The sequence below is a fragment of the Pseudomonas sp. Eqa60 genome (assembly GCF_018326405.1).
Classification (GTDB): domain Bacteria; phylum Pseudomonadota; class Gammaproteobacteria; order Pseudomonadales; family Pseudomonadaceae; genus Aquipseudomonas; species Aquipseudomonas protegens.
On sequence record NZ_AP024342.1, the window covers coordinates 5,500,452 to 5,526,461 of the forward strand.

Annotated in this window: 26 protein-coding genes and 1 pseudogene; 18 read left to right on the forward strand and 9 right to left on the reverse strand. The window is 60.9% G+C overall.

Translation table 11 applies throughout. The features are described from left to right. Positions 1–43: 43 nt before the first annotated feature. The 7 genes from KI242_RS24755 (at position 44) to KI242_RS24785 (ending at position 4,936) form a co-directional block, all read left to right on the forward strand. Entirely contained in the window at positions 44–625 is a 582-nt protein-coding gene (locus tag KI242_RS24755) for an Rnf-Nqr domain containing protein (protein ID WP_212806400.1), read from the forward strand. Beyond that, positions 622–1,827, forward strand: a complete 1,206-nt coding sequence (locus KI242_RS24760; protein ID WP_053159919.1) for an RnfABCDGE type electron transport complex subunit B — start codon at positions 622–624, stop codon at positions 1,825–1,827. The genes KI242_RS24755 and KI242_RS24760 overlap by 4 nt, the downstream gene beginning before the upstream one ends. After that, a complete protein-coding gene (locus KI242_RS24765) occupies positions 1,814–2,806 on the forward strand; it encodes an RnfABCDGE type electron transport complex subunit D (protein ID WP_212805627.1) in 993 nt (330 codons plus the stop codon). The genes KI242_RS24760 and KI242_RS24765 overlap by 14 nt, the downstream gene beginning before the upstream one ends. Next, complete coding sequence (locus KI242_RS24770) at positions 2,803–3,414, forward strand: RnfABCDGE type electron transport complex subunit G (protein ID WP_194237120.1); 612 nt, start codon at positions 2,803–2,805, stop codon at positions 3,412–3,414. The genes KI242_RS24765 and KI242_RS24770 overlap by 4 nt, the downstream gene beginning before the upstream one ends. After that, the gene (locus tag KI242_RS24775; protein ID WP_212805628.1) at positions 3,407–4,003 is read left to right on the forward strand and encodes an Rnf-Nqr domain containing protein; all 597 of its coding nucleotides are present in this window, start codon (positions 3,407–3,409) and stop codon (positions 4,001–4,003) included. The genes KI242_RS24770 and KI242_RS24775 overlap by 8 nt, the downstream gene beginning before the upstream one ends. 7 nt (positions 4,004–4,010) lie before the next feature. Continuing rightward, the gene (gene nth, locus KI242_RS24780; RefSeq protein WP_015636814.1) at positions 4,011–4,649 is read left to right on the forward strand and encodes an endonuclease III; all 639 of its coding nucleotides are present in this window, start codon (positions 4,011–4,013) and stop codon (positions 4,647–4,649) included. A gap of 107 nt (positions 4,650–4,756) precedes the next feature. Beyond that, positions 4,757–4,936, forward strand: a complete 180-nt coding sequence (locus tag KI242_RS24785) for a hypothetical protein (RefSeq protein WP_011063105.1) — start codon at positions 4,757–4,759, stop codon at positions 4,934–4,936. A gap of 146 nt (positions 4,937–5,082) precedes the next feature. Here KI242_RS24785 and KI242_RS24790 read toward each other — a convergent pair whose 3' ends face one another. The 3 genes and pseudogenes from KI242_RS24790 to KI242_RS24800 form a co-directional block, all read right to left on the reverse strand. Then, positions 5,083–5,709, reverse strand: a complete 627-nt coding sequence (locus tag KI242_RS24790) for a response regulator transcription factor (protein ID WP_011063106.1) — start codon at positions 5,707–5,709, stop codon at positions 5,083–5,085. Between the two features lie 386 nt (positions 5,710–6,095). Continuing rightward, positions 6,096–7,313 (reverse strand): argininosuccinate synthase, encoded by a 1,218-nt coding sequence (locus KI242_RS24795; protein ID WP_011063107.1) that lies wholly within the window; start codon positions 7,311–7,313, stop codon positions 6,096–6,098. A 129-nt stretch (positions 7,314–7,442) separates the two neighbouring features. Continuing rightward, positions 7,443–8,356: pseudogene (locus tag KI242_RS24800) on the reverse strand (OmpA family protein). 156 nt (positions 8,357–8,512) lie between these two features. Between KI242_RS24800 and pyrC the strand changes: the two are divergent. Together pyrC and rnt are read left to right on the forward strand one after the other, a co-directional pair. After that, positions 8,513–9,559 carry a dihydroorotase gene (gene pyrC, locus KI242_RS24805; protein ID WP_011063109.1) on the forward strand — a complete coding sequence of 349 codons (1,047 nt, stop codon included), beginning with the start codon at positions 8,513–8,515 and terminating at the stop codon, positions 9,557–9,559. Next, entirely contained in the window at positions 9,556–10,227 is a 672-nt protein-coding gene (gene rnt, locus KI242_RS24810; protein ID WP_011063110.1) for a ribonuclease T, read from the forward strand. The genes pyrC and rnt overlap by 4 nt, the downstream gene beginning before the upstream one ends. Before the next feature lie 70 nt (positions 10,228–10,297). Here rnt and KI242_RS24815 read toward each other — a convergent pair whose 3' ends face one another. Beyond that, on the reverse strand, positions 10,298–10,900 hold the full coding sequence (locus KI242_RS24815; RefSeq protein ID WP_011063111.1) for a peroxiredoxin: 603 nt from the start codon (positions 10,898–10,900) through the stop codon (positions 10,298–10,300). Positions 10,901–11,224: 324 nt separating this feature from the next. Between KI242_RS24815 and KI242_RS24820 the strand changes: the two genes are divergently transcribed. Then, on the forward strand, positions 11,225–11,443 hold the full coding sequence (locus KI242_RS24820; RefSeq protein ID WP_011063112.1) for a bacterioferritin-associated ferredoxin: 219 nt from the start codon (positions 11,225–11,227) through the stop codon (positions 11,441–11,443). Positions 11,444–11,655: 212 nt separating this feature from the next. Next, the gene (gene bfr / locus KI242_RS24825; RefSeq protein WP_011063113.1) at positions 11,656–12,129 is read left to right on the forward strand and encodes a bacterioferritin; all 474 of its coding nucleotides are present in this window, start codon (positions 11,656–11,658) and stop codon (positions 12,127–12,129) included. A 175-nt stretch (positions 12,130–12,304) separates the two neighbouring features. On the opposite strand, the gene grxD is transcribed toward bfr, so the two are convergent. The 3 genes from grxD to KI242_RS24840 form a co-directional block, all read right to left on the reverse strand. Further along, entirely contained in the window at positions 12,305–12,643 is a 339-nt protein-coding gene (gene grxD, locus KI242_RS24830; protein WP_011063114.1) for a Grx4 family monothiol glutaredoxin, read from the reverse strand. Between the two features lie 96 nt (positions 12,644–12,739). Next, complete coding sequence (locus tag KI242_RS24835) at positions 12,740–14,848, reverse strand: molybdopterin oxidoreductase family protein (protein ID WP_212805629.1); 2,109 nt, start codon at positions 14,846–14,848, stop codon at positions 12,740–12,742. A gap of 135 nt (positions 14,849–14,983) precedes the next feature. After that, on the reverse strand, positions 14,984–15,274 hold the full coding sequence (locus KI242_RS24840) for a hypothetical protein (RefSeq protein WP_015636818.1): 291 nt from the start codon (positions 15,272–15,274) through the stop codon (positions 14,984–14,986). Between the two features lie 415 nt (positions 15,275–15,689). Between KI242_RS24840 and argF the strand changes: the two genes are divergently transcribed. Both argF and KI242_RS24850 read left to right on the forward strand, forming a co-directional pair. Then, on the forward strand, positions 15,690–16,610 hold the full coding sequence (argF, locus tag KI242_RS24845; RefSeq protein ID WP_011063117.1) for an ornithine carbamoyltransferase: 921 nt from the start codon (positions 15,690–15,692) through the stop codon (positions 16,608–16,610). After that, complete coding sequence (locus KI242_RS24850; RefSeq protein WP_053153523.1) at positions 16,607–17,716, forward strand: ABC transporter ATP-binding protein; 1,110 nt, start codon at positions 16,607–16,609, stop codon at positions 17,714–17,716. The genes argF and KI242_RS24850 overlap by 4 nt, the downstream gene beginning before the upstream one ends. 76 nt (positions 17,717–17,792) lie before the next feature. Here KI242_RS24850 and KI242_RS24855 read toward each other — a convergent pair whose 3' ends face one another. Together KI242_RS24855 and ybaK are read right to left on the reverse strand one after the other, a co-directional pair. Beyond that, complete coding sequence (locus KI242_RS24855) at positions 17,793–18,575, reverse strand: PhzF family phenazine biosynthesis protein (protein WP_212805630.1); 783 nt, start codon at positions 18,573–18,575, stop codon at positions 17,793–17,795. A 117-nt stretch (positions 18,576–18,692) separates the two neighbouring features. Beyond that, complete coding sequence (ybaK, locus tag KI242_RS24860; RefSeq protein ID WP_011063120.1) at positions 18,693–19,163, reverse strand: Cys-tRNA(Pro) deacylase; 471 nt, start codon at positions 19,161–19,163, stop codon at positions 18,693–18,695. A 371-nt stretch (positions 19,164–19,534) separates the two neighbouring features. Here ybaK and KI242_RS24865 point away from each other — a divergent pair, with 371 nt between their 5' ends. From KI242_RS24865 to KI242_RS24885, 5 genes are all read left to right on the forward strand, one after another. Next, positions 19,535–20,383, forward strand: coding sequence for an MIP/aquaporin family protein (locus KI242_RS24865; RefSeq protein ID WP_015636822.1), 849 nt, complete (start codon positions 19,535–19,537; stop codon positions 20,381–20,383). A gap of 76 nt (positions 20,384–20,459) precedes the next feature. Then, a complete protein-coding gene (glpK, locus tag KI242_RS24870) occupies positions 20,460–21,965 on the forward strand; it encodes a glycerol kinase GlpK (RefSeq protein WP_019093252.1) in 1,506 nt (501 codons plus the stop codon). 95 nt (positions 21,966–22,060) lie between these two features. Beyond that, positions 22,061–22,816, forward strand: coding sequence for a DeoR/GlpR family transcriptional regulator (locus tag KI242_RS24875; protein WP_011063123.1), 756 nt, complete (start codon positions 22,061–22,063; stop codon positions 22,814–22,816). Between the two features lie 275 nt (positions 22,817–23,091). Beyond that, positions 23,092–24,630: a glycerol-3-phosphate dehydrogenase gene (gene glpD / locus KI242_RS24880; protein ID WP_015636824.1), complete on the forward strand. Its 1,539-nt coding sequence runs from the start codon at positions 23,092–23,094 to the stop codon at positions 24,628–24,630. A 364-nt stretch (positions 24,631–24,994) separates the two neighbouring features. Continuing rightward, the gene (locus tag KI242_RS24885) at positions 24,995–25,909 is read left to right on the forward strand and encodes a glutamate/aspartate ABC transporter substrate-binding protein (RefSeq protein ID WP_011063125.1); all 915 of its coding nucleotides are present in this window, start codon (positions 24,995–24,997) and stop codon (positions 25,907–25,909) included. The last annotated feature ends 101 nt before the right edge of the window (positions 25,910–26,010 follow it).

Here is a 26,010-nt window from a genome sequence, read left to right on the forward strand (position 1 = left end):
TTGCCTACTCTTGAAGGACAGCCTGCCCGTACCGGCCCCGACCATGACCGACTTCCTCCTCGCCCTTGTCAGCACTGCCCTGATCAACAACTTCGTGTTGCAGTGGCCGCTGGGCGTCGACCCGCTGCTGCAGGCCTCAGCTGATAGCGCTCGGCTTCGGATCCATGCGCTGGGCCTGGCAACGACGGTCTTGATGCTGGTCAGTTGCGTACTCGGCCATGTCCTCTATCGTGGCGTGCTGGTGCCCTGGGGGCTGCAGTCCTTGCAGCTGTTTGCCTGGTTGTCCCTGAGTGTGCTGCTGATCAGGCCGGCGCTACACTGGCTGCCCCGGGCCCTGCCCGGTTTGCCATTCGATGGCCTCTGGCCCTTGTTGCTGGCCAATGCCGGGATGCTCGGCCTGCTGTTGATCGCCAGCGGGGAAAACCTCGGGCTGGCGACCCTCGGCGCCATGAGCCTGGGTGCCGGGCTGGGCTTCTGGTTGGTACTGAGCCTGTTCAATGACCTGCGCCAGCGTATTTCCACCAACGATATTCCCCTGCCCTGGCAAGGCCTGCCGATCGACCTGATCAGCGCCGGCCTGCTGGCAGTGGCGTTTTTCGGCTTCAACGGACTGCCCAAGACATGAGTCTGATTCAACGCATCGACGCCCTTCTGCCCCAGACCCAATGCGGCAAGTGCGGCCACGCCGGATGCAAACCCTACGCCCAGGGCATCGCCAGTGGCGAGGCCATCAACAAGTGTCCGCCAGGGGGCCAGGAAACCATCGCCGGCCTGGCACAACTGCTCCAGCTGCCGGTGGTAGAACTGGACCACAGCCGTGGCGAAGCCCCGGCGCAGATCGCCCATATCCGCGAGGCCGAATGCATCGGCTGCACCAAGTGCATCCAGGCCTGCCCGGTAGACGCCATCGTCGGCGCGGCGAAGCTCATGCACAGCGTATTGATCGACGAATGCACCGGCTGCGACCTCTGTGTGGCGCCCTGCCCGGTGGATTGCATCGACATGCTGCCGTTGCCCATGGCCCGAGTGCTGCCCATTGTCGGCGGCCTGGCCAGCAGCGCCGAGCAGTTGCAGGCTCGCGCCGCCAAACGCGATCACGCCCGGCGCCGCTTCGAGCAGCGCAATGATCGCTTGCAGCGCGAAGAGGCCCGGCGCCTGGCCGAACGTCAGGCCAGGGCCCAGCGCGCCACCCAGGCCAGCGACGCCAGCCAAGACCCGGTTCAGTCGGCTATCGAGCGGGTCCGCGCGCAGAAAGCCGCGGCGGCCGATGCCGCCTTGAAAAAGGCCAAGATCGAGCTGGCCATGAGTCGCGCCCAATTGCACAAATCCCTCAAGGCCTTCGGTCATCCGCCGACCTTCGAGCAGCAATCGCAGTTGGTCGTCCTGCAGCGCCAGTTCGAAGTGGCCGAGCAGGCACTGGCCCAACTGGAAACCCAGGCGCCTCCACCGACCGCGCCGGTGGCCCGGGATGCCGACCTCAAGCGAGCCAAGATCCAGTTGGCGATGCGCCGCGCCGAACTGAAAAAGGCCCAGGCCGCAGCAGCCCCCGAAGCCGAACTGCAAACCCTGGCCGCGGCCCTGGCGGCGGCCGAACAGGCGCTGCACGCCGCGGAAGACGCCAGTGGCAAACCGGCACCAGTACTGGAGCGGATCGAGAAACGCCCGATCGCCCCACAACTGCGACAACTGAAGACCGAACTGGCCTACGCCCGAGCCGAACTGAGCAAACTGCAACGCCAGACCGATACCAGCCGCGAACAACTGGCCCAGGCCCAAGCCCGCCTGAGCGAAGCCGAGCGCCAGGTAAACGCCCATGACGTGCCCTGAAACAGTCGACCCGCGCCTGCGCCAGGCCATGCAGCGCGTGCTGCTGGCCACGCTGCCGGGGCTGCTGGTACTGCTGTGGTTGTATGCCTGGGGGCCACTGCTGAATCTACTGCTGGCAGCCAGTGGGGCCCTGGCCATGGAAGCCTTGGTGCTGTTCCTGCGGCGGCGTCACCTGCAACCTGCCCTCAGCGATGGCAGTGCGCTGGTCAGTGCCACCTTGCTGGCCCTGGCCCTGCCACCCTATTGCCCCTGGTGGCTGCCGCTGAGCGCTGCCGCCAGCGCCGTGCTCTTGGGCAAGCAGGTGTATGGCGGTGTCGGCCAGAACCCCTTCAACCCGGCCATGCTGGGCTATGCGCTGGCCCTGTTGTGCTTCCCGCAATCCATGACTCACTGGCCCACGCCCCATGCCCTGGATCTGCTCGGCGGGCTGCAACAGGTATTCGGCCTGGGAGGCAACCCGCCCCCGGACGCCTGGGCCCAGGCCACGGCGCTGGACAGCCTGCGGATCAACAAGAGCCTGACCGTCGATGAACTCTTTGCCGGCAACCCCGCCTTCGGTCACTTCGGCGGCCGTGGTGCCGAGTGGGTCAACCTCGGATTTCTCGCTGGCGGCCTGTTTCTGCTGCAACAGCGGGTCATCGGCTGGCAAGCGCCCGTGGGCATGCTTGGCAGCCTGCTGCTGATCAGCCTGCTGTGCTGGAACGGCAGCGGCTCCGACTCCCACGGTTCGCCGCTGTTCCACCTGCTCAGCGGCGCCAGCATGCTCGGTGCGTTCTTTATCGTCACCGAGCCGGTGTCCGGCCCCAAGGCCGCCAAGGCCCGCCTGCTGTTTGGCGTTGGCGTTGGCCTGCTCACCTACCTGATCCGCACCTGGGGTGGCTACCCCGACGGGCTCGCATTCGCCGTGCTGCTGATGAACCTGGCGGTACCGGCCCTGGAGCGCCTGAGCTCCGAAAAACCGCTGGAGCGCCCCTCATGAAAGGGGCTAGCAGCCTGTTGCTGCTGATGCTGCTCGGCTCCCTGGGCATCGGTGCCACCCTGTGGCTGCAATATGCCGCCACTCCACGCATAGAAGCCGAACAACGGGCCTTGCAGGCACGCAAGCTGTTGGATGTGCTGCCCGCCGGCAGCTATGACAACCAGCCCCTGGACCAGCCATTGCCCTTGGCCGATGGGCAACTGAGCAACAGTCGCCTGCTCGATGGCTACCTGGCCACCCGCAATGGCCGGCCCAGCGCCGTGCTGCTGCGCAGCCAGGTCACAGGCTACGCCGGCCCCATCGAGTTGCTGATTGCTATCGACCCCCAGGGGCGCCTGCTGGGCAGCAAGACCCTCCGGCAGGATGAGACTCCGGGGCTGGGAGCACGTATCGCCAGCTGGCCCAATGCCTGGCTCCAGGGGTTTTCAGGAAAATCCCGCAATGATCCGGGCGACAGCGCCTGGGCCTTGAAAAAGGACAACGGGCAGTTCGATCAGATTGCCGGCGCCACCATCACTTCCCGTGCGGTGATCAGTGCCTTGCATGATGCCTTGCGCTACTTCGACGAACACCGCGGACAACTGCTCCCTGGAACGCCTCATGAATAAGCCGCTGTCATTGCCGGGGCTGCTGATGCTGCCAACCCTGATCGGGGCTACGGACTCCTGGGTCAAGGCAATCGGCCTGGCCCTGGCCTGGGTATTGCTGATCGGCCTCTACGGCGCCGGCATGCGCTTGCTGCGTCCGCCCATCGAGGCCCGCCACCACTGGCTGGCCAGCCTGCTGCTCAGCGCCAGCCTCGGCAGTTGCCTGTGGCTGGCGCTGCAGGCCTGGAGTTATGAGCTGCACCAGCAATTGAGCCTGTACCTGGGCCTGCTGCCCCTGCAATGCGTGGTACTGGAACAGGCGGGTTTCTTCCAGCACCGCAACCGACTGCGCCTGGCCGGCGCTTTCTGTGTGGCCCTGATCGGCCTGGGTGCCCTGCGCGAGCTGCTGGGCGCTGGTACGCTGGGCAGCCATCTGGGCTGGCTTGTCGGCCAGCCGGATGCAGGCAGCGGCTGGGTCGTGCTGCCATATGGGGGGCTACGCCTGCTGACCCTCGCCCCCGGCGGTTTTATCCTGCTGGGTGCGCTGCTGGCCGCAAAACGGGCCTGGGCCGGCCCCTGGACCTTAAACCGACCGCCTTCGAGGAAATGAATCACCCATGAATGCCGCCAAACGCCTGGAAATCTTTCGCCGGCTACACGAAGACAACCCCGAACCGAAAACCGAGCTGGCCTATTCCTCGCCGTTCGAGCTGCTGATCGCGGTGATTCTCTCGGCGCAATCGACCGACGTCGGGGTCAACAAGGCAACTGCCAGGCTCTTCCCCGTAGCCAATACCCCAGCGGCAATCTACGCCCTGGGTGTCGAAGGCCTGTCCGAATACATCAAGACCATCGGCCTGTACAACAGCAAGGCCAAGAACGTCATCGAGACCTGCCGCCTGCTGGTGGAACGCCATAACAGCGAAGTGCCACAGACCCGGGAAGAGCTGGAGGCTCTGCCCGGGGTGGGCCGCAAGACCGCCAACGTGGTCCTCAACACCGCTTTCCGGCAACTGACCATGGCGGTGGACACCCATATCTTCCGGGTCAGCAACCGAACCGGGCTGGCCCCGGGAAAGAACGTGGTCGAGGTCGAAAAGAAACTCATGAAGTTCGTGCCCAAGGAGTTTCTGCTGGACTCCCATCACTGGCTGATCCTCCACGGCCGCTACGTTTGCCTGGCACGCAAGCCACGCTGTGGCAGCTGTCGAATCGAAGACCTGTGCGAATACAAGCAAAAGACTTCCGACGATTGAGCAAGCATTGATTTTGCCGATAGATCGATTGAAAAAATCTTTTTTACCCGCCAGGAGAATATCGATATAAGGAGCGCCAATGGCAGTCCTAGCCTGGAGTCGACCTTATGAGTACTGGCAAAGAACAACTGGACGTAGAAGACGATTTCGTCGCAGCTGAAACAGATGACGCAGAACCGGTGGTCGAAGTAGCGAAAACCAATCTGAGCAAGCGCCGGACCATCGACAATCTCCTCGAGGAACGGCGCCTGCAAAAACAGTTGGCCGATTACGACTTTGACCTCTAGTCACAAAAGAACCTCCCCATGGAGGTTTTTTGTACCTGTGCCCAGCCGCAAATCTGGCCGGTCAGCCTCCCCCACTGACCGGCTGCGTCGGCACTCAAGCGAGCCCATCCAGCAACACCGTCTCAATGCGCACGTGCTCTAAAGGCTCATATCAACCGATGCCGTTGAGCGAACTCGATCAGATCAACCAGTGAACGAGCATTGAGCTTGGCCAGCAACCGGCGCTTGTAGGTACTGATGGTCTTGTTGCTCAAGCACAACCCCTCGGCAATTTCCTTGTTACTCATGCCGTTGGTGAGTTGTTTCAATACGATCAATTCGCGCCCTGAAAGCAGCTCGATCATCTGCTGCTCACTGCTGATGCCCTGGCTTGAGCGAAAAGTATGCAAGGCCTCATTGGGGAAGTAGCTGTATCCCGCAAGCACCGCACGCACGGCACTCAACAGCTCGGTGATGTCCTGCTGCTTGCACACATAACCGGCAGCACCGGCCTGCATGCAGCGCATGGAGAAAGGCCCAGGAACTTGCAGGGTCAATACCAGAATCTTGATCGACATACCTCTGGACATCAGCCGGTTTATAACTTCGAGCCCATCAAGTTGCGGAATTCCAATATCCAGAATCAAGATGTCTGGAACATATTCAAGAGCCAACTTCAATGCATCCGTGCCGTTATCTGCTTCCGCTACTACTTCAAGGCCATGGCGCTCCATCAACATGCGCACAGCCAAACGGACAACAGGGTGATCATCCACGATCAATACTCTTTTCATAGGTCCATCTCAGTCCTGAGAGTTTTTTTAGAGCCCGCACAATACCCCAGAGAATTGACTCTGACACCGTGCTACAGAGGGCTACGACCTTACGAGGACGATCCTTACAAACAATACCGAATTGCCTTACAAAACGACCTAGATAAAAGTGGTTCAATATCCAAACCGCCTAGGATCAATCGTCAAATCAGCTACTTTTCGTACTAATAAAACTCCAACCTACAAGCACTCTCAGTAGCGGTACTTGGTACTTCGCCCATCAAGAAGTGGCTTACCTTGCCCAACAGCCATTTGCTGATCTGAATTAGGCCCCGACGCTCACTGCAATTATCCAGGGCAAAAAAAAGCCCCGCTTATCGCGGGGCTTTCTTCAACCACTCAAAGCATCAGACCAGGGTACGACCCTTGTTCGCGGCAATGCGCATGCGCAGGGCGTTGAGCTTGATGAAGCCAGCTGCGTCCGCCTGGTTGTAGGCACCGCCGTCCTCTTCGAAGGTAGCGATGTTGGCGTCGAACAGCGACTCGTCAGACTTGCGACCGGTCACGATCACGTTGCCCTTGTACAGCTTCAGGCGTACCACGCCATTCACGTGGGCCTGGGAGGCGTCGATCATCTGTTGCAGCATCAGACGCTCAGGGCTCCACCAGTAGCCGGTGTAGATCAGGCTGGCGTACTTGGGCATCAGCTCGTCTTTGAGGTGAGCCACTTCGCGGTCCAGGGTGATGGACTCGATGGCGCGGTGAGCACGCAGCATGATGGTGCCGCCAGGTGTCTCGTAGCAGCCGCGGGACTTCATGCCCACGTAACGGTTCTCGACGATGTCCAGACGACCGATACCGTGTTCGCCACCAATGCGGTTCAGGGTCGCCAGCACGGTGGCCGGGGTCATCTCGACGCCGTCCAGTGCCACGATATCGCCGTTGCGGTAGGTCAGTTCCAGGTATTGCGGGGTATCTGGGGCCTTCTCCGGGGAGACAGTCCAGCGCCACATGTCTTCTTCGTGCTCGGTCCAGGTGTCTTCCAGCACGCCACCTTCATAGGAGATGTGCAGCAGGTTGGCATCCATCGAGTACGGGGATTTCTTCTTGCCGTGACGCTCGATCGGGATCCCGTGCTTCTCGGCGTAGTCCATCAGCTTCTCGCGGGACAGCAGGTCCCACTCGCGCCAAGGGGCAATCACCTTCACACCCGGCTTGAGGGCGTAGGCGCCCAGTTCGAAACGCACCTGATCGTTGCCCTTGCCGGTGGCGCCATGGGAAATGGCGTCGGCGCCGGTTTCATTGGCGATTTCGATCAGGCGCTTGGCGATCAACGGACGAGCGATGGAAGTACCCAGCAGGTACTCGCCTTCGTAGACGGTGTTGGCGCGGAACATCGGGAAGACGAAATCACGCACGAACTCTTCGCGCAGATCGTCGATGTAGATCTCTTTGACGCCCATGGCTTGCGCCTTGGCGCGGGCCGGCTCGACCTCTTCGCCTTGGCCCAGGTCAGCAGTGAAAGTCACTACTTCACAGTTGTAAGTATCCTGCAGCCACTTGAGGATCACCGAAGTGTCCAGGCCGCCCGAATACGCCAGAACGACCTTGTTAACGTCCGCCATGCCATCACTCCACGGGGTTGTACGGAAAGCCGTCAAGTCTACCGATCCACGCGGATAATTTACAGAGGCGCGACAGCTTATGACGACCAAGCGACAGATTATGTCGAGCGAGCGACGACGACAGCCGTATCAGGAAGTCGCCGCTGCGCTGGATCCGGAAGCCGCCTGAGGCGCTGGGGCCGGCTTTTCGGCAGGAGCGACCCGCTCCAGATGCACATTGACCCGCCGGTTCTTCGCCCGGTTGGCCGCATTGGTGTTGGGGGCCAGGGGATAGCGCTCGCCATGGAAGCGCACCACGATCTGGTTTTCCGCCAGGCCATTGGCCTTGAAGAACTCCATGACCGCCAGCGCACGACGGCGCGACAGGTCACGGTTGGTCAGGCGGTTGCCACTGTTATCAGAGTGCCCGTCCAATTCGACATGATTGACCGTGGGGTCGGCCTTGATGAAGTCCACCATCACTTGCAGCTTGGCCTTGGCCCGGGCGTCCAGGTCGATGCCCCCCCGGGGAAACCGATCTCGGCCTGCTTGACCTGTTCATAGTTCATCGGCAACAGCTTGGCCATGCAGCTTTGATAGTCGCTGTAGGCCTTGCTGAACTTCACCGGCAACAGGCGTACCTCGGACACTCCGCCTTCGCGGGAGAAGTGCCGGACCACCGGGCTGCGCCCCTCCAGCAAACCGACGATCAGACGTCCGGCCTGCATCTGGTTGCTGTTGAACAGCACCCCATCGGTACCGGCCTTGACCGCCCCGAGGTTGATGTCGCCACGCCCCGGCTGCCAGGGGGCGGCGGCCGCAAGCAGGGTCGCGGAACCACCGGCCTGCATGGGGTTGAAACTCTTGAGGCGGAAAATCGCCTGCTCGCCGGCGCGACGAACGAATTCGCCGGAACCGAAATCGGTAACCGGTTGGATCAGGCGGCACTCGAACTTGTCACCTTCGACCGTCCACTCAATGCTCTCCAGGCGAGTCTGGAAAGTGAGAGCCATCGCAGGCAGGCTGGCAAACACACTGAGCAAGGCTAGATAACGCTGGCGCACGGGAGGCTCCACTGACGTGTACAACAGAAAAATCGACAGGCGTTAATACGCCATACCTTCGGGATATCGGTTGCTCGTCGCAAAACTTGATAGCGAGTGCCTGGAAGAGTCTTTTCCGGTAGCATTCCCCCGAGTTTTACCCGCCTGGAACCTCCAATGTCCGACCGCCTGACCCTGCTGCGTCCCGACGACTGGCATATTCATCTTCGCGATGGGGCCGTGTTGCCCAATACAGTCGCAGATGTCGCGCGCACCTTTGGCCGCGCCATCATCATGCCCAACCTGGTACCTCCGGTGCGCAACGCCGCGGAAGCCGACGCCTATCGCCAGCGCATTCTAGCTGCGCGCCCGGCCGGCAGCCGCTTCGAGCCACTGATGGTGCTCTACCTGACCGACCGTACCCAGCCGGAGGAAATCCGCGCGGCCAAGGCCTGCGGTTTCGTCCACGCCGCCAAGCTGTACCCGGCCGGCGCGACCACCAACTCGGATTCGGGCGTGACCAGCATCGACAAGATTTTCCCGGTGCTTGAAGCCATGGCCGAAGTCGGCCTGCCGCTGTTGATCCACGGCGAGGTAACCCGCGGCGACGTCGACGTCTTCGACCGCGAGAAAATCTTCATCGACGAGCACATGCGGCGTGTGGTTGAACGCTTCCCCAGCCTGAAAGTGGTGTTCGAACACATCACCACCGCTGAAGCCGTGCAGTTCGTCAAGGAGGCTTCGGCCAACGTTGGCGCAACCATCACCGCGCACCACCTGCTGTACAACCGCAACCACATGCTGGTGGGCGGTATTCGTCCGCACTTCTATTGCCTGCCGATCCTCAAGCGCAACACCCACCAGGAAGCCCTGCTGGATGCGGCCACCAGCGGCAACGCGAAGTTCTTCCTCGGCACCGACTCGGCACCTCACGCCCAGCACGCCAAGGAAGCCGCTTGCGGTTGCGCCGGCTGCTACAGCGCCTACGCCGCCATCGAGCTGTACGCCGAAGCGTTCGAACAACGCAATGCCCTGGATCAGCTGGAAGCTTTCGCCAGCCTCAACGGCCCGCGCTTCTACGGCCTGCCGGCCAACACCGACAGCATCACCCTGGTCCGTGAAGAATGGACCGCTCCTGCCAGCCTGCCGTTTGGCGAGCTGACTGTCATTCCGCTGCGCGCCGGTGAAAAACTGCGCTGGCGCCTGCTGGAGGATCACTCGTGAGTGACGACCATTTCGACGACGAACAAGAAGGTAGCAGCGGCGGTCCTCGCCATCCGATGGCGGCACGCTTTCGCGGTTACCTGCCGGTAGTCGTCGATGTTGAAACCGGTGGCTTCAACTCGGCCACCGACGCCCTGCTGGAAATTGCCGCAACCACCATCGGCATGGACGAAAAAGGCTTCGTGTTCCCCGAACACACCTACTTCTTCCGGGTCGAGCCTTTCGAAGGCGCGAACATCGAAGCTGCAGCCCTGGAATTCACCGGGATCAAGCTTGACCATCCCCTGCGCATGGCTGTGAGCGAAGAAACCGCCCTCACCGATATTTTCCGCGGGGTGCGCAAGGCGCTGAAGGCCAATGGCTGCAAGCGCGCCATCCTGGTAGGCCACAACAGCAGCTTCGACCTGGGCTTCCTGAATGCCGCCGTGGCGCGCCTGGACATGAAGCGCAATCCGTTCCACCCGTTCTCCAGCTTCGATACCGCCACTCTGGCTGGCCTGGCATACGGCCAGACCGTGCTGGCCAAGGCCTGTCAGAGCGCAGACATCGACTTCGACGGTCGCGAGGCCCACTCGGCTCGCTACGACACCGAGAAGACCGCCGAGCTGTTCTGCGGCATCGTCAACCGCTGGAAACAGATGGGCGGCTGGCAGGATTTCGACGACTGAATAGTCGCTTACCTTTGCCGCATAAAAAAACCGGCCCTAAGGCCGGTTTTTTTATGCGTGACGCCAAGCCTTACAGCTTGCCGGCGTTCTCGCTCAGGTAAGCAGCAACGCCTTCTGGCGAAGCGGTCATGCCCTTGTCGCCTTTCTTCCAGTTGGCAGGGCAGACTTCGCCGTGCTCTTCGTGGAACTGCAGAGCGTCGACCAGACGGATCAGCTCTTCCATGTTGCGGCCCAGTGGCAGGTCGTTGACGATCTGCGAGCGGACAACGCCTTTGTCGTCGATCAGGAACGCGCCACGGAAAGCCACGCCGCCTTCGGACTCAACGTCGTAGGCCTTGGCGATTTCGTGCTTCATGTCAGCAGCCATGATGTATTGAACCTGACCGATGCCGCCGGCATTGATCGGGGTGTTACGCCAGGCGTTGTGAGTGAAGTGCGAGTCGATGGACACAGCGATCACTTCAACGTTGCGTGCCTTGAAGTCGGCCATGCGGTGGTCCAGAGCGATCAGCTCGGACGGGCACACGAAGGTGAAGTCCAGTGGGTAGAAGAACACCAGGCCGTATTTGCCTTTGATGGCCGAGGACAGGGTGAAGCTGTCGACGATTTCGCCATTGCCGAGAACGGCCGGAACGGTGAAGTCAGGGGCTTGTTTGCCTACGAGTACGCTCATTGGATATCTCCTGGTGTGGACGTAGTAATGAAGAAGAAGGGTTGGCCCCGAGCCTGCCATGCTGATACGACAGCCCCGTGACGTGCGCCCTCTTCGCAAGGACCGACCATCATACACGGCGTTTTTAAGCTGTCCTTAGTGGTTTTTCCTCTGGCCGGCCTCCAACGCGAAAAATGCGAATGATCTGTCATTAATGCCAAGAAAAGCCGTTCGTCACTCAAGCAAGAATCAGCAACAAAGGGCGTCGAAACCACTTTGACAATCATTCTCGTTAACATTAAGATCCATCGCCATTGAGCCCTAACCAGCGACGGTTCTCATCTTATGTATGTCTGCCTCTGCACCGGTGTCACCGACGGACAAATTCGCGAAGCGATCTACGAAGGTTGCTGCAGCTACCGCGAAGTACGCCAGGCCACCGGCGTTGCCAGCCAGTGCGGCAAATGTGCCTGCCTGGCCAAGCAAGTGGTTCGCGAAACCCTGACCGAATTGCAGAGCAGCCAAGCGGCAATCCCCTACCCTGTGGAATTTAATGTCGCCTGATTTAATCAATAATTAGCGGCGTTACAAACAACCGGACCTGGCGTCCGGTTTTTTTATGCCTGTAATTCAATCGCTTAGAGACAAAACGCGGAACACAAACATTCTTATTCCGATTAATTTTCATATATTATTCAATAACTTAGGTTTGACAGTAATGTTCATGCAGCTCAGACTCTGCCCATGTTCCACTAAATACAGGGCAGGACCCCATCATGAAAGGCGACATTACAGTCATCCAGCATCTCAATAAAATCCTTGCCAATGAACTGGTCGCGATCAATCAGTACTTCCTGCATGCGCGCATGTATGAAGATTGGGGCCTGAACAAGCTGGGCAAGCACGAGTACCACGAGTCCATCGACGAGATGAAGCATGCGGACAAGCTGATCAAGCGCATCCTCTTCCTCGAAGGCCTGCCCAACGTCCAGGACCTGGGCAAGTTGCATATCGGTGAGCACACCAAGGAAATGCTCGAATGCGACCTGCGTATCGAGCGCACCGGCCATGCCGACCTCAAGGCCGCGATCGCCCATTGCGAATCGGTTGGTGACTTCGGCAGCCGTGAACTGCTGGAAGATATTCTGGAATCCGAAGAAGAGCATATCGACTGGCTGGAAACCCAATTGGGCCTGATCGATAAAGTGGGTATCGAGAACTATCTGCAATCGCAAATGGGTGACGAGTAACTCAACTCGTAATACCCGAAGAATAAAAAAGCCCCGCTTCTCTTATGAGAGCGGGGCTTTTTTTATTACGCGGATATGTTCGCGTAACAAACCGAAGCAGAGTGCTTGCCGCAAGTTTCCGAGAATCACACGAGTAGCATGTCGATTCCCGGAAACCCTCGCGAGCAGGCGCGCTTTACGCTTCGGTCTTGGCAGCGGCTTTTTCGGCAGCGGCCTTGATCAGGCTCTGCAATTCACCGTTGGCGAACATTTCAGCCATGATGTCGCTGCCGCCGACCAGCTCACCGGCCACCCACAGTTGTGGGAAGGTTGGCCAATTGGCGTACTTGGGCAGGTTGGCGCGAATTTCCGGGTTCTGCAAGATGTCCACGTAAGCGAACTTCTCACCACAGCCCATTACGGCCTGAGCGGCTTTGGCAGAGAAGCCGCACTGCGGGGCATTCGGCGAGCCTTTCATGTAAAGCAGAATGGTGTTGTTGGCAATCTGCTCTTTAATAGTTTCGATGATATCCATGGAACACCTCGGCTGAACTTTCCGACTCTGTTGTCGGCACGGTGGCGCATTGTAACGGAATCCTGAGCACCCTGCTCGGCCTCTCCGACAGACATCTCAGGCCGCCTGCACCCTGACCGGCACCCCGTTCAACGCCGCATTTCCCGACAGCACATCGAGCTGGCGCTCGTCGGTCAGGTCATTGGCGCTGCAACCCGGCTGCTCCGTGGCTATGTTCATCTGCACGCCCGGACGCCCATGCCCCCAGCCATGGGGCAGGCTCACAACCCCCGGCATCATCTCGGCGCTGGCCAGCACTTCGACTTCCACCGCGCCGACCCGTGAACTGATGCGTACCCGTTGACCGTCCTGCAAACCCCGGTGAGCCAGATCCTGCGGATGCATCAGCAGTTGGTGACGAGGCTTGCCCTTCACCAGGCGGTGATAGTTGTGCATCCAGGAGTTGTTACTGCGCACATGCCTGCGGCCGATCAACAACAATTCCCCCTCCTGCGGCGCCTCCAGGGCAGCAAAGCGCTCCAGGTCGGCCATGATCGCCGGCGGCGCAGCCTGGACCCGCCGGTTTTCGGTTTTCAGGCGCCCGGCCAGATTCGGCTGCAGCGGCCCCAGATCGATGCCATGGGGATGCTCGGCCAGCGTCGCCAATGACAGCTTGAACGGCGAGGCGTCGCCATAAGGCCCGGCACGCAGCCCCATATCAATCATTTGCGCCGGCGCCATAGTCGGCTTGAGCGAGCTTTCGGTGCGCTCGGCAAAGGCCTTGGCCAGGCCGACGAAGATCTCCCAGTCGTGCAGTGCACCTTCGGGCTTGGGCAGGATCGCCCGGTTGAAACGGCTGACATTGCGCACCGCGAACAGATTGAACGTGGTGTCGTAGTGATCATTTTCCAGGGCCGAGGTGGACGGCAGGATCAAGTCGGCATAGCGGGTGGTTTCGTTGATGTACAGGTCGATGCTGAGCATGAACTCCAAGCCATCCAGCGCCTGCTCCAGCTGCCGGCCATTGGGCGTGGACAGCACCGGGTTGCCCGCCACCGTGATCAGCGCCCGTACCTGCCCCTCCCCTTCGGTGAGCATCTCTTCTGCCAGGGCCGACACCGGCAACTCGCCGCCGTATTCCGGAAGCCCGGAAACCCGGCTCTGCCAGGCATTGAAGTGGCCGCCCGAAGTCGCCGCTACCAGATCCACCGCGGGGCTGGTACACAAGGCGCCACCCACGCGGTCGAGGTTACCGGTGACCAGGTTGAGCAATTGCAGCAACCAATGGCACAGCGTGCCGAAGGCCTGGGTCGAGACGCCCATGCGCCCGTAGCAGACCGCTCTGTCGGCCGAGGCGAAATCCCTGGCCAGTTGGCGGATCTGTGGCGCCGCAATGGCGCACAGGGGGCTCATGGCCTCCGCCGTGAACCGGGATATGGCCTGGCGCACCTCGGCCAGCCCATCCACCTGCAAGTGACTGTCGCGGGTCGGCCCCTCTTCGAAGATGCTGTTGAGCAGGCCAAACAGCAGCGCGACATCGCCCCCCGGGCGGACAAACAGATGCTGGTCGGCCATGGCCGCGGTTTCGCTGCGCCGCGGATCGACCACCACTACCTTGCCGCCACGGGCCTGGATCGCTTTCAGGCGCTTTTCCACATCCGGAACGGTCATGATGCTGCCGTTGGACGCCAGGGGATTGCCGCCAAGAATCAACATGAAATCGGTGTGATCGATATCCGGAATCGGCAACAGCAAACCGTGGCCATACATCAGGTAGCTGGTCAGGTGCTGAGGCAATTGGTCGACCGAGGTAGCCGAGAAGCGATTGCGCGTCTTGAGCTGGCCGAGAAAGTAGTTGCTGTGGGTCATCAGCCCATAGTTGTGCACGCTGGGATTGCCCTGGTAGGTCGCCACCGCGTTGTTGCCATGACGCTGCTGAATACTCGCCAGCCGCTCGGCCACCAGGGCAAAGGCCTCGTCCCATTCGATCGGTTGCCACTCATTGCCAACCCGGCGCACCGGCTGGCGCAGGCGGTCCGGGTCATTCTGGATATCTTGCAAGGCCACGGCCTTGGGGCAGATATGACCGCGGCTGAAACTGTCCTGAGGATCGCCCTTGATCGAGCTGATGCGCGGAGCACTGCCGTCTTCTTCAGTGATTTCCAGGGTCAGGCCACAGATGGCCTCACACAGGTGGCAGGCACGGTGATGGAGAGTCTTGGTCATGGCCAGTCTCTATTGTCTGAGAGCGCAGCGTATTCGCTTGCCGGAAGCAAAAACTATGGGCGCTCCCCTGACAGGACACCAGTGACGTTCGTCCCATGAATTCACGGCCATCAGCCCCGGCCATGATCGGCGCCTTCAGTTGGAGGGCAACCGTGGCGGCCCATCCGCTGAGACGTGGGTGGTTGCATCCACGGCCTCCCGCTCTCCATAGCCACCCGAGAGTTGTGCGAGCAATCGCCAATGCTCGTCCAGGCCTGCACTGAGGCTCATCATCCGGTCGATCATCTTGCGCGCGGCCGCTCGGGTCACAGGATCTTCACTGCGCAGCAGCTCGAAGGAAAACGCCGTCACCGAAGCTGTCATGTCGGTGAGTGCCCGGGCCGTGAGCCCCAAGAGCGTCATCAGTTGTTGCTCCCTGGATTCCATCGTTCACCCGTCCCTGCCACTGATTCGCCTTTATAACCTCAGCACTTTGCATTAGGAAATGTTTCAGGCTGCCAGCCCGCGGATTATCCGGGACGCAGCCCCCGCCCTCCAGGTCAGAAAACGACTGCATGGGCATCACCCGCGCCGCGCTCGATTGCCAAGGCGCGCCGGGGCAGTGTACAAATGCCCGGCTGCTGTCTGGAAACTGGTCTCAAAAGTGCCAGCGCATTCGCGTCCTGGCCTCTCATGCCCATAATCGCCGTAGCACTACTATTGGTAAGACGCGACATTTAATTATAAGATCGCGCCTTCCCCTATTTCGTCGCCCCGTGCGGCTTTCGCCGCAGGTCCAGCCCGTTGTTCGACTAAACAAGGCTTTGAGAATCTGCGGTCCGTTGCAAAAAGGTAGTTAATGATGAGCGCAAGGCACTTTCTCTCCCTGATGGATTGCACGCCCGAAGAGCTGGTCAGTGTGATTCGTCGAGGCATCGAGCTGAAGGACCTGCGTAACCGCGGCGTACTCTTCGAGCCCTTGAAAAATCGTGTGCTTGGCATGATTTTCGAGAAGTCGTCGACCCGAACCCGACTGTCCTTCGAAGCCGGCATGATCCAACTGGGCGGCCAGGCCATCTTCCTTTCGCCACGGGACACTCAACTGGGGCGCGGCGAGCCCATCGGCGACTGCGCCATCGTCATGTCGCGCATGCTCGATGCCGTGATGATCCGCACCTTTGCCCACAGCACCCTGACCGAGTTTGCGGCCAACTCCCGCGTACCGGTGATCAACGGCCTGTCCGATGACCTGCACCCCTGCCAACTGCTGGCTGACATGCAGACGTTCCTCGAGCATCGCGGCTCGATCCAGGGCAAGACCGTGGCCTGGATCGGCGACGGCAACAACATGTGCAACAGCTATATAGAAGCGGCCATCCAGTTCGACTTCCAACTGCGCATCGCCTGCCCTGAAGGCTACGAGCCGAACGCAGACTTCGTCGCTCAGGCCGGCGAGCGCGTGACCATCGTCCGCGACCCTCGCGAAGCCGTGCGTGGCGCCCACCTGGTGAGCACCGATGTCTGGACCTCCATGGGCCAGGAAGAGGAGACCGCCAAGCGCCTGCAACTGTTCGCTCCCTTCCAGGTCAACCGTGCACTGCTGGACCTGGCCGCCGAGGACGTTCTGTTCATGCATTGCCTGCCCGCCCACCGCGGTGAAGAAATCAGCCTCGACCTGCTGGACGACCCGCGTTCGGTGGCCTGGGACCAGGCGGAAAACCGCCTCCACGCACAAAAGGCCCTGCTCGAATTCCTCGTCGAGCCGGCGTACCACCACGCATGAGCCAGCCCTTGCTACTGAACCTGCGCAACCTCGCTTGCGGCTACCAGGACCAACGCGTGGTGCAGAACCTCAACCTGCACCTCAATGCCGGGGATATCGGCTGCCTGCTGGGCTCATCCGGCTGCGGCAAGACCACCACCCTGCGCGCCATCGCCGGGTTCGAGCCGGTGCACGAGGGGGAAATCCAGCTGGCGGGCGAGACCATCTCCAGCGCTGGTTTCACCCTGGCGCCGGAGAAACGCCGGATCGGCATGGTGTTCCAGGACTACGCCCTGTTCCCGCACCTGAGCGTGGCCGACAACATTGCCTTCGGCATTCGCAAACACCCGCAGAAAGAGCGGGTGGTGGCCGAACTGCTGGAGCTGGTGAACCTGAAGAACCTCGGCCAGCGCTTCCCCCACGAACTGTCCGGTGGCCAGCAACAACGGGTGGCCCTGGCTCGTGCCCTGGCTCCCGAACCACAACTGCTGCTGCTCGACGAGCCCTTCTCCAACCTCGACGGCGAACTGCGACGCAAGCTCAGCCACGAGGTGCGTGACATCCTCAAGGCCCGTGGCACCAGTGCGATCCTGGTCACTCACGACCAGGAAGAAGCCTTTGCCGTGAGCGATCAGGTAGGGGTATTCAAGGAAGGCCGCCTGGAGCAGTGGGACACACCGTACAACCTCTACCACGAACCCCAGACGCCCTTCGTCGCCAGCTTCATCGGTCAGGGCTACTTCATTCGCGGCCAGTTGAGCAGCCCGGAATCGGTACAGACCGAACTCGGCTTGCTGCAGGGCAACCGTGCCTACACCTGGCCAACCGGCGGTGCGGTGGATGTGCTGTTGCGTCCGGACGACATCGTCCACGCCCCCGACAGCGCCTTGAAAGCCCGCGTCGTGGGCAAGACGTTCCTCGGCGCCTCGACCCTGTATCGCCTGCAACTGCCCACCGGCAGCCAGCTGGAATCGATCTTCCCGAGCCACGCCGATCATCAGGTCGGCGCCGACGTGGGTATCCGGGTCGCGGCGGAACACCTGGTGCTGTTCCAGGCTTCGGGCAGTACCGCAGCGCAGATCCCGCAAAGCGACTCAGGGGTGCGCCGCTACAGCAGCGCGCATTGAGCCGTCTTCGCTGGCAAGCCAGCTCCTACGACAGCGCACTGTAGGAGCCGGCTTGCCGGCGAAACACCCAGCACAGTCATTGCAGATGCAACTGCCCACTGGCAATCAGCCGGGCATGCCCACCGATCTTCACCCGCTCACCTTCCAGACGACAAAACAACGCGCCACCTCGGGCAGAGCACTGGTAGGCGCTCAACTGCGGCTTATCCAACCGCTGCGCCCAGTAAGGCGCCAGGCAGCAATGGGTGGATCCGGTCACTGGGTCCTCATCGATACCGATGGCAGGGGCAAAATAGCGCGAGACAAAGTCGTGCTGCTCCCCACGCGCAGTCACGATCACCCCGGGCCAGGGCAGTTTCGCCAGCGCCGTCATATCCGGCCGGCACTCACGCACCGCCTGCTCCGACTCCAGCACGGCCAATAGCTCGTTGGCCCCCAGCAATTCGACGACCTCAACCCCCAGCGCTTGCGCCACCGCCTCCCGCCCTGCCTGGCTGCTCGGGCTGCGCAGCGGGAAATCCAGCCACAACAGGCCCTCTTCACGGGTGACACTCAGGGGCCCGGACTGGCTGAGAAAGTCGATACGCTGCGCGGCCTGGCCATAAACCTCGAACAACACATAGGCAGTGGCCAAGGTTGCATGCCCGCACAACGGCACTTCAGTCACCGGGGTGAACCAGCGAATCCGCCAGCCCTGGGCCTCACGCACCACAAAAGCAGTTTCTGCCAGATTGTGCTCGGCGGCAATCTGCTGCATCAGCCTGTCATCGAGCCAGGACTCAAGCCGGTAAACCATGGCCGGATTACCCGCGAACGGGCGCTCGCTGAACGCATCTACCTGATGAAACTCAAGCTGCATATCCCTTCTCCGTGAATAACTGGCCCCCAGCATGGGCCCTGGCCCCCGACGGGGGACAGACACAGAAGTCGGGATTTTCCTGCATACAGCAGCGGCCCTAGCCGCAGCCGCTGCGACTCAAGGACGACCGATATCGGCGAACCTGGCCTGGGTATGCTCGGCCAGTACCGCCGGCGCCAGCTCGACTTCCAGGCCACGGCGCCCGGCACTGACAAAAATGCTGGCGAACGGCTGCGCACTGTTATCGATAAAGGTCCGCAGGCGCTTCTTCTGCCCCAGCGGGCTGATGCCTCCCAGCAGGTACCCCGTGGCGCGCTGGGCGGCAGCCGGGTCGGCCATTTCAGCCTTTTTCACGCCCGCTGCGTGGGCCAGGGCCTTCAGGTCAAGACTTCCGACGACCGGCACCACCGCCACCAGCAACTCACCCTTTTCACTGCTGGCAAGCAAGGTCTTGAACACCTGCGCAGGATCAAGATCAAGCTTCTCCGCGGCCTCCAGGCCATAGGAGGCGGCCTTGGGGTCATGTTCGTAACTGTGGATGCGATGTTCGGCGCGAACTTTTTTCAGCAGGTCCAGTGCAGGGGTCATGGCAGCTCCAGGCGAGGAATGAAAAGGCAAAACCAAGCGCGCGAATTTTAGGTCATTCACCAGCAAAAGGCTCTATTCCAAGCCTTGATAACCGGCCCGTGTGCCTACGAAAGCAACCACGCCTGTCGTTCCCGCGACTATGCCCCAGAATCATTCATTTGATTGATATCTATAAAATGACCATCCGTTCACTTTCGACCTTTGACAGCGGTGTTTCTTGTCTATATTTTTTCGTTTCTGAATATCATGCGGTAGATCCAAGGTTGTACCCAGTAGCAAGGCGAGGTCGGAATGGGGATTCCGCCTTCGTTTGAAGTCGCGCTCCATGCCTTTTGCAGCAGCGCCAGACAACAACAAAAATCGAGGTTCACATGACAACTGCTCTGCAACAACCGTCGCTATCGGGCCAATGCATCGCCGAGTTTCTGGGTACTGCGCTGTTGATCTTCTTCGGCACCGGTTGTGTCGCCGCGCTCAAGGTCGCGGGGGCCAGCTTCGGCTTATGGGAAATCAGCATCATCTGGGGGATCGGCGTGAGCATGGCGATCTACCTGACCGCCGGAGTTTCCGGCGCGCACCTGAACCCGGCCGTGAGCATCGCCCTGTGCCTGTTCGCCGATTTTGAAAAGCGCAAACTGCCGTTCTACATCCTCGCCCAGATCGCTGGCGCCTTCTGCGCGGCGCTGTTGGTTTACACGCTGTACAGCAACCTGTTCTTCGATTTCGAACAAACCCACCAGATGGTCCGTGGCTCCCAGGCCAGCCTGGAACTGGCCTCGGTGTTCTCCACCTTCCCCAACCCGGCGCTGTCCACTGCCCAGGCGTTCCTTGTGGAGCTGGTGATCACCGCCATCCTGATGGGAGTGATCATGTCCCTGACCGATGACAACAATGGCCTGCCGCGCGGCCCGATGGCTCCGCTGCTGATCGGCCTGCTGATTGCCGTGATCGGCAGTGCCATGGGCCCGCTGACCGGGTTTGCGATGAACCCGGCGCGGGACTTCGGGCCTAAACTGATGACGTTCGTGACCGGCTGGGGTGAAATTTCCTTCACCGGCGGCCGTGATATTCCGTATTTCCTGGTGCCAATCTTCGCTCCGATCCTCGGCGCCTGCCTGGGTGCTGCAGCCTATCGCGGCTTGATTGCCCGCCATTTGCCCAGCGCTGCTGTCGCCCCGGAGGCCGAACAGGTCACCGAAGGCAAAGTCAAAGCTTCCTGAATCCAGTGGCGCGTGATCCTGCCCAAATCGATCGCGCGCCTGTTCTCACTCCCTTATTTCGTCCAAGGCAATCGACATGACCGACATTCAGAATAAGAACTACATCATTGCCCTCGATCAGGGTACGACCAGTTCCCGGGCGATCATTTTCGATCGCGACGCCAACGTGGTCTGCACCGCCCAGCGCGAATTCGCCCAGCATTACCCTCAGGCCGGCTGGGTCGAACATGACCCGATGGAAATCTTCGCCACCCAGAGCGCGGTGATGGTCGAGGCCCTGGCACAAGCCGGCCTGCATCACGACCAGGTGGCCGCCATCGGTATCACCAACCAGCGTGAAACCACTGTGGTCTGGGACAAGAACACCGGCCGGCCGATCTACAACGCCATCGTCTGGCAGTGCCGCCGCAGCACCGAGATCTGCCAGCAGCTCAAGCGCGACGGCCTGGAAGACTACATCCGCGAAACCACCGGCCTGGTGACCGACCCCTACTTCTCCGGCACCAAGCTCAAGTGGATCCTCGACAACGTCGAAGGCAGCCGCGAGCGTGCGCGCAACGGCGAGCTGCTGTTCGGCACCATCGACAGCTGGCTGATCTGGAAATTCACCGGCGGCAAGACCCACGTCACCGACTACACCAACGCCTCGCGCACCATGCTCTTCAACATCCACACCCTGGAGTGGGACGCGAAGATGCTGGAGGTGCTGGACATCCCGCGGGAAATGCTCCCGGAAGTGAAGTCCTCGTCGGAAATATATGGCCGCACCAAGAGCGGCATCGCCATCGGCGGTATCGCCGGCGACCAGCAGGCCGCGCTGTTCGGCCAGATGTGCGTCGAGCCGGGCCAGGCCAAGAACACCTACGGCACCGGCTGCTTCCTGCTGATGAACACCGGCGACAAGGCGGTTAAATCCCAGCACGGCATGCTCACCACTATCGCCTGCGGCCCCCGTGGCGAAGTGGCCTACGCCCTGGAAGGTGCAGTATTCAACGGCGGTTCCACCGTACAGTGGCTGCGTGATGAACTGAAGATCATCAACGACGCCCACGACACCGAATACTTCGCCGGCAAGGTCAAGGACAGCAACGGCGTGTATCTGGTGCCGGCCTTCACCGGCCTGGGTGCTCCCTACTGGGACCCCTATGCCCGTGGCGCGCTGTTCGGCCTGACCCGCGGCGTGCGCGTGGACCACATCATCCGTGCCGCCCTGGAGTCCATCGCCTACCAGACCCGCGACGTGCTCGACGCCATGCAGCAGGACTCCGGCGAACGCCTCAAAGCCCTGCGGGTGGACGGCGGCGCCGTGGCCAACAACTTCCTCATGCAGTTCCAGGCCGACATCCTCGGCACCCAGGTGGAACGCCCGCAAATGCGTGAAACCACCGCCCTGGGCGCTGCCTACCTGGCGGGCCTGGCCTGCGGTTTCTGGGGCAGCCTGGAAGAACTGCGGGGCAAGGCGGTGATCGAGCGCGAGTTCGAACCACAACTGGCGGAAGCGGAAAAAGAAGGCCTGTACGCAGGCTGGAAGAAGGCCGTCAGCCGCACCCGCGACTGGGAACCCCACGACGAGGCCAAATAAGCCAAGCCGTGGATTGGTAACCGCTTGTAACTGGTAGGGAGGGGATTCCTGCGGCATCATGGGCAAATTTTGCACGGCAGCCCAAAGGAAGCCCCATGAATCTGCCTCCCCGTCAGCAGCAAATCCTCGATCTGGTTCGCGAACGCGGCTACGTCAGCATCGAGGAATTGGCCCAGCTGTTCGTCGTAACCCCGCAAACCATCCGCCGCGATATCAACCAGCTGGCGGAAGCCAATCTGCTGCGCCGCTACCACGGTGGCGCAGCCTATGACTCCAGCGTAGAAAACACCGCCTACGCCATGCGCGCCGACCAGATGCGCGACGAAAAGCAGCGCATCGGCGAAGCCGTTGCCGCGCAGATCCCCGATCACGCCTCGCTGTTCATCAATATCGGCACCACCACCGAATCCATCGCCCGGGCCCTGCTCAATCACAGCCACCTGAAGATCATCACCAACAACCTGCACGTGGCCTCGATGCTCAGCGCCAAGGATGATTTCGACGTACTGCTCACCGGCGGCAATGTGCGCCGTGACGGCGGCGTGGTAGGCCAGGCCAGTGTCGACTTCATCAACCAGTTCAAGGTCGACTTCGCCCTGGTGGGCATCAGTGGCATCGACGAGGACGGCAGCCTGCTGGACTTCGACTACCAGGAAGTGCGGGTGTCCCAGGCGATCATCGCCAATGCCCGGCAGGTGATCCTGGCTGCCGACTCCAGCAAGTTCGGGCGCAACGCCATGATCCGCCTGGGGCCCATCAGCCTGATCGATTGCCTGGTCACCGACCAGCAACCGGTACCGGCCCTGACCCAACTGCTCAACCAGCACAAGATCCGCCTCGAAGTGGTCTGACTGCTCCCCCTCCTGCGGATCCGGCCGCGCTCGAACGACAAGCCTCGACGCTTCATCGCTTTCGAAATCGCCGCGGCCGATCCCGCCATCCAGCCCAAGGCAACAGCAGCGGCTACAGTTACCCGTCGACAATGTTCGAAAACTTTCCTTTAGCGCTGCTTCGATCAGTTTTTTCAATCGAAGCACGCTGGATGCGTGCATCTTTATGCGCTAGTATTTTCGAAAATGAACATTAATGTTCGAATTCAAATATCAAAGTAACACGAGGCCTGTCGATGCCCACTTCTACCTTGCCCGCGCGCCCTCTTTCCGAGGTTTACGATATCGCCGTCATTGGCGGTGGGATCAATGGTGTTGGAATTGCCGCCGATGCGGCAGGTCGCGGCCTGTCCGTGTTCCTTTGCGAAAAGGACGACCTGGCCAGCCATACCTCCTCGGCCAGCAGCAAGCTGATCCACGGCGGCCTGCGCTACCTCGAACATTACGAGTTCCGCCTGGTGCGCGAAGCCCTGGCCGAACGCGAAGTGCTGCTGGCCAAGGCCCCGCATATCGTCAAGCCCATGCGTTTCGTCCTGCCGCACCGGCCGCACCTGCGCCCGGCCTGGATGATTCGCGCCGGCCTGTTCCTGTATGACCACCTGGGCAAGCGGGAAAAACTCGCCGGCTCGCGCAGCCTGAAGTTCGGTGCCGACAGCGCCCTGAAAGCCGAAATCACCAAGGGCTTCGAATACTCCGATTGCTGGGTCGACGATGCGCGCCTGGTGGTGCTCAATGCCATGGCCGCCCGCGAACACGGCGCCCACGTTCATACCCAGACCCGCTGCATCAGCGCCCGTCGCAGCAAGGGCCTGTGGCAACTGGAGCTGGAGCGCGCCGATGGCAGCCTGTTCTCCATCAGCGCCAAGGCCCTGGTGAACGCCGCGGGCCCCTGGGTCGCCAAGTTCATCAAGGACGACCTCAAGCTGGAGTCGCCATACGGTATCCGCCTGATCCAGGGCAGCCACCTGATCGTGCCCAAGCTGTACGAGGGCGAGCACGCGCACATCCTGCAGAACGAGGACCAGCGCATCGTCTTCACCATTCCCTACCTCAACCAGTTCACCCTGATCGGTACCACCGACCGCGAATACACCGGTGACCCGGCCAAGGTGGCGATCACTGAAGGTGAAACCGATTACCTGCTGCAAGTGGTCAATGCGCACTTCAAGAAACAGCTGAGCCGCAGCGATATCCTGCACAGCTATTCCGGCGTTCGCCCGCTGTGCAATGACGAATCCGACAACCCTTCGGCCGTGACCCGCGACTACACCCTGGCCCTTTCCGGCCATGGCGAGGAAGCCCCCCTGCTGTCGGTGTTCGGCGGCAAGCTGACCACCTACCGCAAACTGGCGGAATCGGCGATGGCGCAGCTGGCGCCGTACTTCAAGCAGGCCAAGCCGAGCTGGACAGCCCAGGCCACCCTACCCGGTGGCGAGAACATGAGCACGCCACAGGCACTGGCAGAAGCCATCCGCAAGAAGTTCGACTGGGTACCCAGCCAGATCGCCCAGCGCTGGGCCACCAGCTACGGCAGCCGTACCTGGCGCCTGCTGGAAGGCGTGCACAGCCTCAGCGACCTGGGCGAACACCTGGGCGGCGGCCTCTATACCCGCGAAGTGGATTACCTGTGCAGCGAGGAATGGGCAGTGAAAGCCCAGGACATTCTCTGGCGCCGGAGCAAGCTCGGGCTGTTCACCACCGAGGCGCAGCAGCAGCAACTGCAGGATTATCTGCAGAAAGTCGAGCACAATCGCGGCAAGATCAAGGCTGCCTGAGCCACATAGGCAAGCAAAGCCCCTGCACCGGAAGGTCCAGGGGCTTTTTTGTGGGCCCGCAGGATTGAACGTTTCGCCGGCAAGCCGGCTCCTACAATGGCAGGGGCACGTTCGGTTTTCCGAATGGAGAAGCCGCAGGGGTTCGGATAACCGGATACAGCCGCTGAAATCCCCAGGTCATAAATATTCTATAGGCTTGAAAATCAAGGGTTTGACGATGATCAATGGGTCTGGCACGACTCATGCTCTACACTGTGCGACGAATGCCTGTCGTGCCAACACAACAGGAGCCGTCAAGGCATTCGCTGTATAAAAGAGCCGTCGAACTGGCTTCATAAAAAAAACAAATGTCGAGGAAATATTGATGCGCATCGTTCCCCATCTGTTGGGCGCAGCTATCGCTGCCGCTCTGATTAGCACTCCAGTTTTCGCTGCCGAGCTCACCGGCACACTGAAGAAAATCAAAGAGTCCGGCACCATCACCCTCGGACATCGCGACGCTTCCATTCCGTTTTCCTACATCGCTGACGCTTCCGGCGTGCCTGTGGGTTACTCCCACGACATCCAGCTGAAAATCGTCGAAGCGATCAAGAAAGACCTCGACATGCCTGACCTCAAGGTCAAGTACAACCTGGTCACCTCCCAGACCCGTATCCCGCTGGTGCAGAACGGCACCGTGGACGTCGAGTGCGGCTCCACCACCAACAACGTCGAGCGTCAGCAACAAGTCGACTTCTCCGTTGGCATCTTCGAGATCGGCACCCGTCTGCTGTCCAAGAAGGACTCTTCCTACAAGGACTTCGCGGACCTGAAAGGCAAGAACGTGGTAACCACCGCCGGTACCACTTCCGAGCGCATCCTCAAGGCCATGAACGCCGACAAGCAGATGGGCATGAACGTGATCTCCGCCAAGGACCACGGTGAGTCGTTCCAGATGCTGGAATCGGGCCGCGCCGTAGCCTTCATGATGGACGACGCGCTGCTGGCCGGTGAAATGGCCAAGGCCAAGAAACCGACCGACTGGGCCGTGACCGGTACCCCTCAGTCCTACGAAATCTACGGCTGCATGGTGCGCAAGGGCGATGCCCCGTTCAAGAAAGCCGTGGATGACGCCATCGTCGCCACCTACAAATCGGGCGAAATCAACAAGATCTACGACAAGTGGTTCCAGTCGCCGATCCCGCCAAAAGGCCTGAACCTGATGTTCCCGATGAGCGACGAGCTCAAGGCCCTGATCGCCAACCCGACCGACAAAGCGGCTGACGACAAAAAGTCCTGATTCCTGACTAACCTTATCTCCTGAAGGGGCCCTGCCCTTTCAGGAGTCTGTCACTACCTGCTGGCATTTTTTGGAAACACTCGAACCGGTGGTTGTCGAGC

Bases quoted from the DNA above. Each gene is read 5' to 3' on its own strand.
- KI242_RS24755 (WP_212806400.1), top strand. From the start codon at position 44: ATGACCGACTTCCTCCTCGCCCTTGTCAGCACTGCCCTGATCAACAAC.
- KI242_RS24760 (WP_053159919.1), top strand. From the start codon at position 622: ATGAGTCTGATTCAACGCATCGACGCCCTTCTGCCCCAGACCCAATGC.
- KI242_RS24765 (WP_212805627.1), top strand. From the start codon at position 1,814: ATGACGTGCCCTGAAACAGTCGACCCGCGCCTGCGCCAGGCCATGCAG.
- KI242_RS24770 (WP_194237120.1), top strand. From the start codon at position 2,803: ATGAAAGGGGCTAGCAGCCTGTTGCTGCTGATGCTGCTCGGCTCCCTG.
- KI242_RS24775 (WP_212805628.1), top strand. From the start codon at position 3,407: ATGAATAAGCCGCTGTCATTGCCGGGGCTGCTGATGCTGCCAACCCTG.
- nth (WP_015636814.1), top strand. From the start codon at position 4,011: ATGAATGCCGCCAAACGCCTGGAAATCTTTCGCCGGCTACACGAAGAC.
- KI242_RS24785 (WP_011063105.1), top strand. From the start codon at position 4,757: ATGAGTACTGGCAAAGAACAACTGGACGTAGAAGACGATTTCGTCGCA.
- KI242_RS24790 (WP_011063106.1), bottom strand. From the start codon at position 5,709: ATGAAAAGAGTATTGATCGTGGATGATCACCCTGTTGTCCGTTTGGCT.
- KI242_RS24795 (WP_011063107.1), bottom strand. From the start codon at position 7,313: ATGGCGGACGTTAACAAGGTCGTTCTGGCGTATTCGGGCGGCCTGGAC.
- pyrC (WP_011063109.1), top strand. From the start codon at position 8,513: ATGTCCGACCGCCTGACCCTGCTGCGTCCCGACGACTGGCATATTCAT.
- KI242_RS24815 (WP_011063111.1), bottom strand. From the start codon at position 10,900: ATGAGCGTACTCGTAGGCAAACAAGCCCCTGACTTCACCGTTCCGGCC.
- KI242_RS24820 (WP_011063112.1), top strand. From the start codon at position 11,225: ATGTATGTCTGCCTCTGCACCGGTGTCACCGACGGACAAATTCGCGAA.
- bfr (WP_011063113.1), top strand. From the start codon at position 11,656: ATGAAAGGCGACATTACAGTCATCCAGCATCTCAATAAAATCCTTGCC.
- grxD (WP_011063114.1), bottom strand. From the start codon at position 12,643: ATGGATATCATCGAAACTATTAAAGAGCAGATTGCCAACAACACCATT.
- KI242_RS24835 (WP_212805629.1), bottom strand. From the start codon at position 14,848: ATGACCAAGACTCTCCATCACCGTGCCTGCCACCTGTGTGAGGCCATC.
- KI242_RS24840 (WP_015636818.1), bottom strand. From the start codon at position 15,274: ATGGAATCCAGGGAGCAACAACTGATGACGCTCTTGGGGCTCACGGCC.
- argF (WP_011063117.1), top strand. From the start codon at position 15,690: ATGAGCGCAAGGCACTTTCTCTCCCTGATGGATTGCACGCCCGAAGAG.
- KI242_RS24850 (WP_053153523.1), top strand. From the start codon at position 16,607: ATGAGCCAGCCCTTGCTACTGAACCTGCGCAACCTCGCTTGCGGCTAC.
- KI242_RS24855 (WP_212805630.1), bottom strand. From the start codon at position 18,575: ATGCAGCTTGAGTTTCATCAGGTAGATGCGTTCAGCGAGCGCCCGTTC.
- ybaK (WP_011063120.1), bottom strand. From the start codon at position 19,163: ATGACCCCTGCACTGGACCTGCTGAAAAAAGTTCGCGCCGAACATCGC.
- KI242_RS24865 (WP_015636822.1), top strand. From the start codon at position 19,535: ATGACAACTGCTCTGCAACAACCGTCGCTATCGGGCCAATGCATCGCC.
- glpK (WP_019093252.1), top strand. From the start codon at position 20,460: ATGACCGACATTCAGAATAAGAACTACATCATTGCCCTCGATCAGGGT.
- KI242_RS24875 (WP_011063123.1), top strand. From the start codon at position 22,061: ATGAATCTGCCTCCCCGTCAGCAGCAAATCCTCGATCTGGTTCGCGAA.
- glpD (WP_015636824.1), top strand. From the start codon at position 23,092: ATGCCCACTTCTACCTTGCCCGCGCGCCCTCTTTCCGAGGTTTACGAT.
- KI242_RS24885 (WP_011063125.1), top strand. From the start codon at position 24,995: ATGCGCATCGTTCCCCATCTGTTGGGCGCAGCTATCGCTGCCGCTCTG.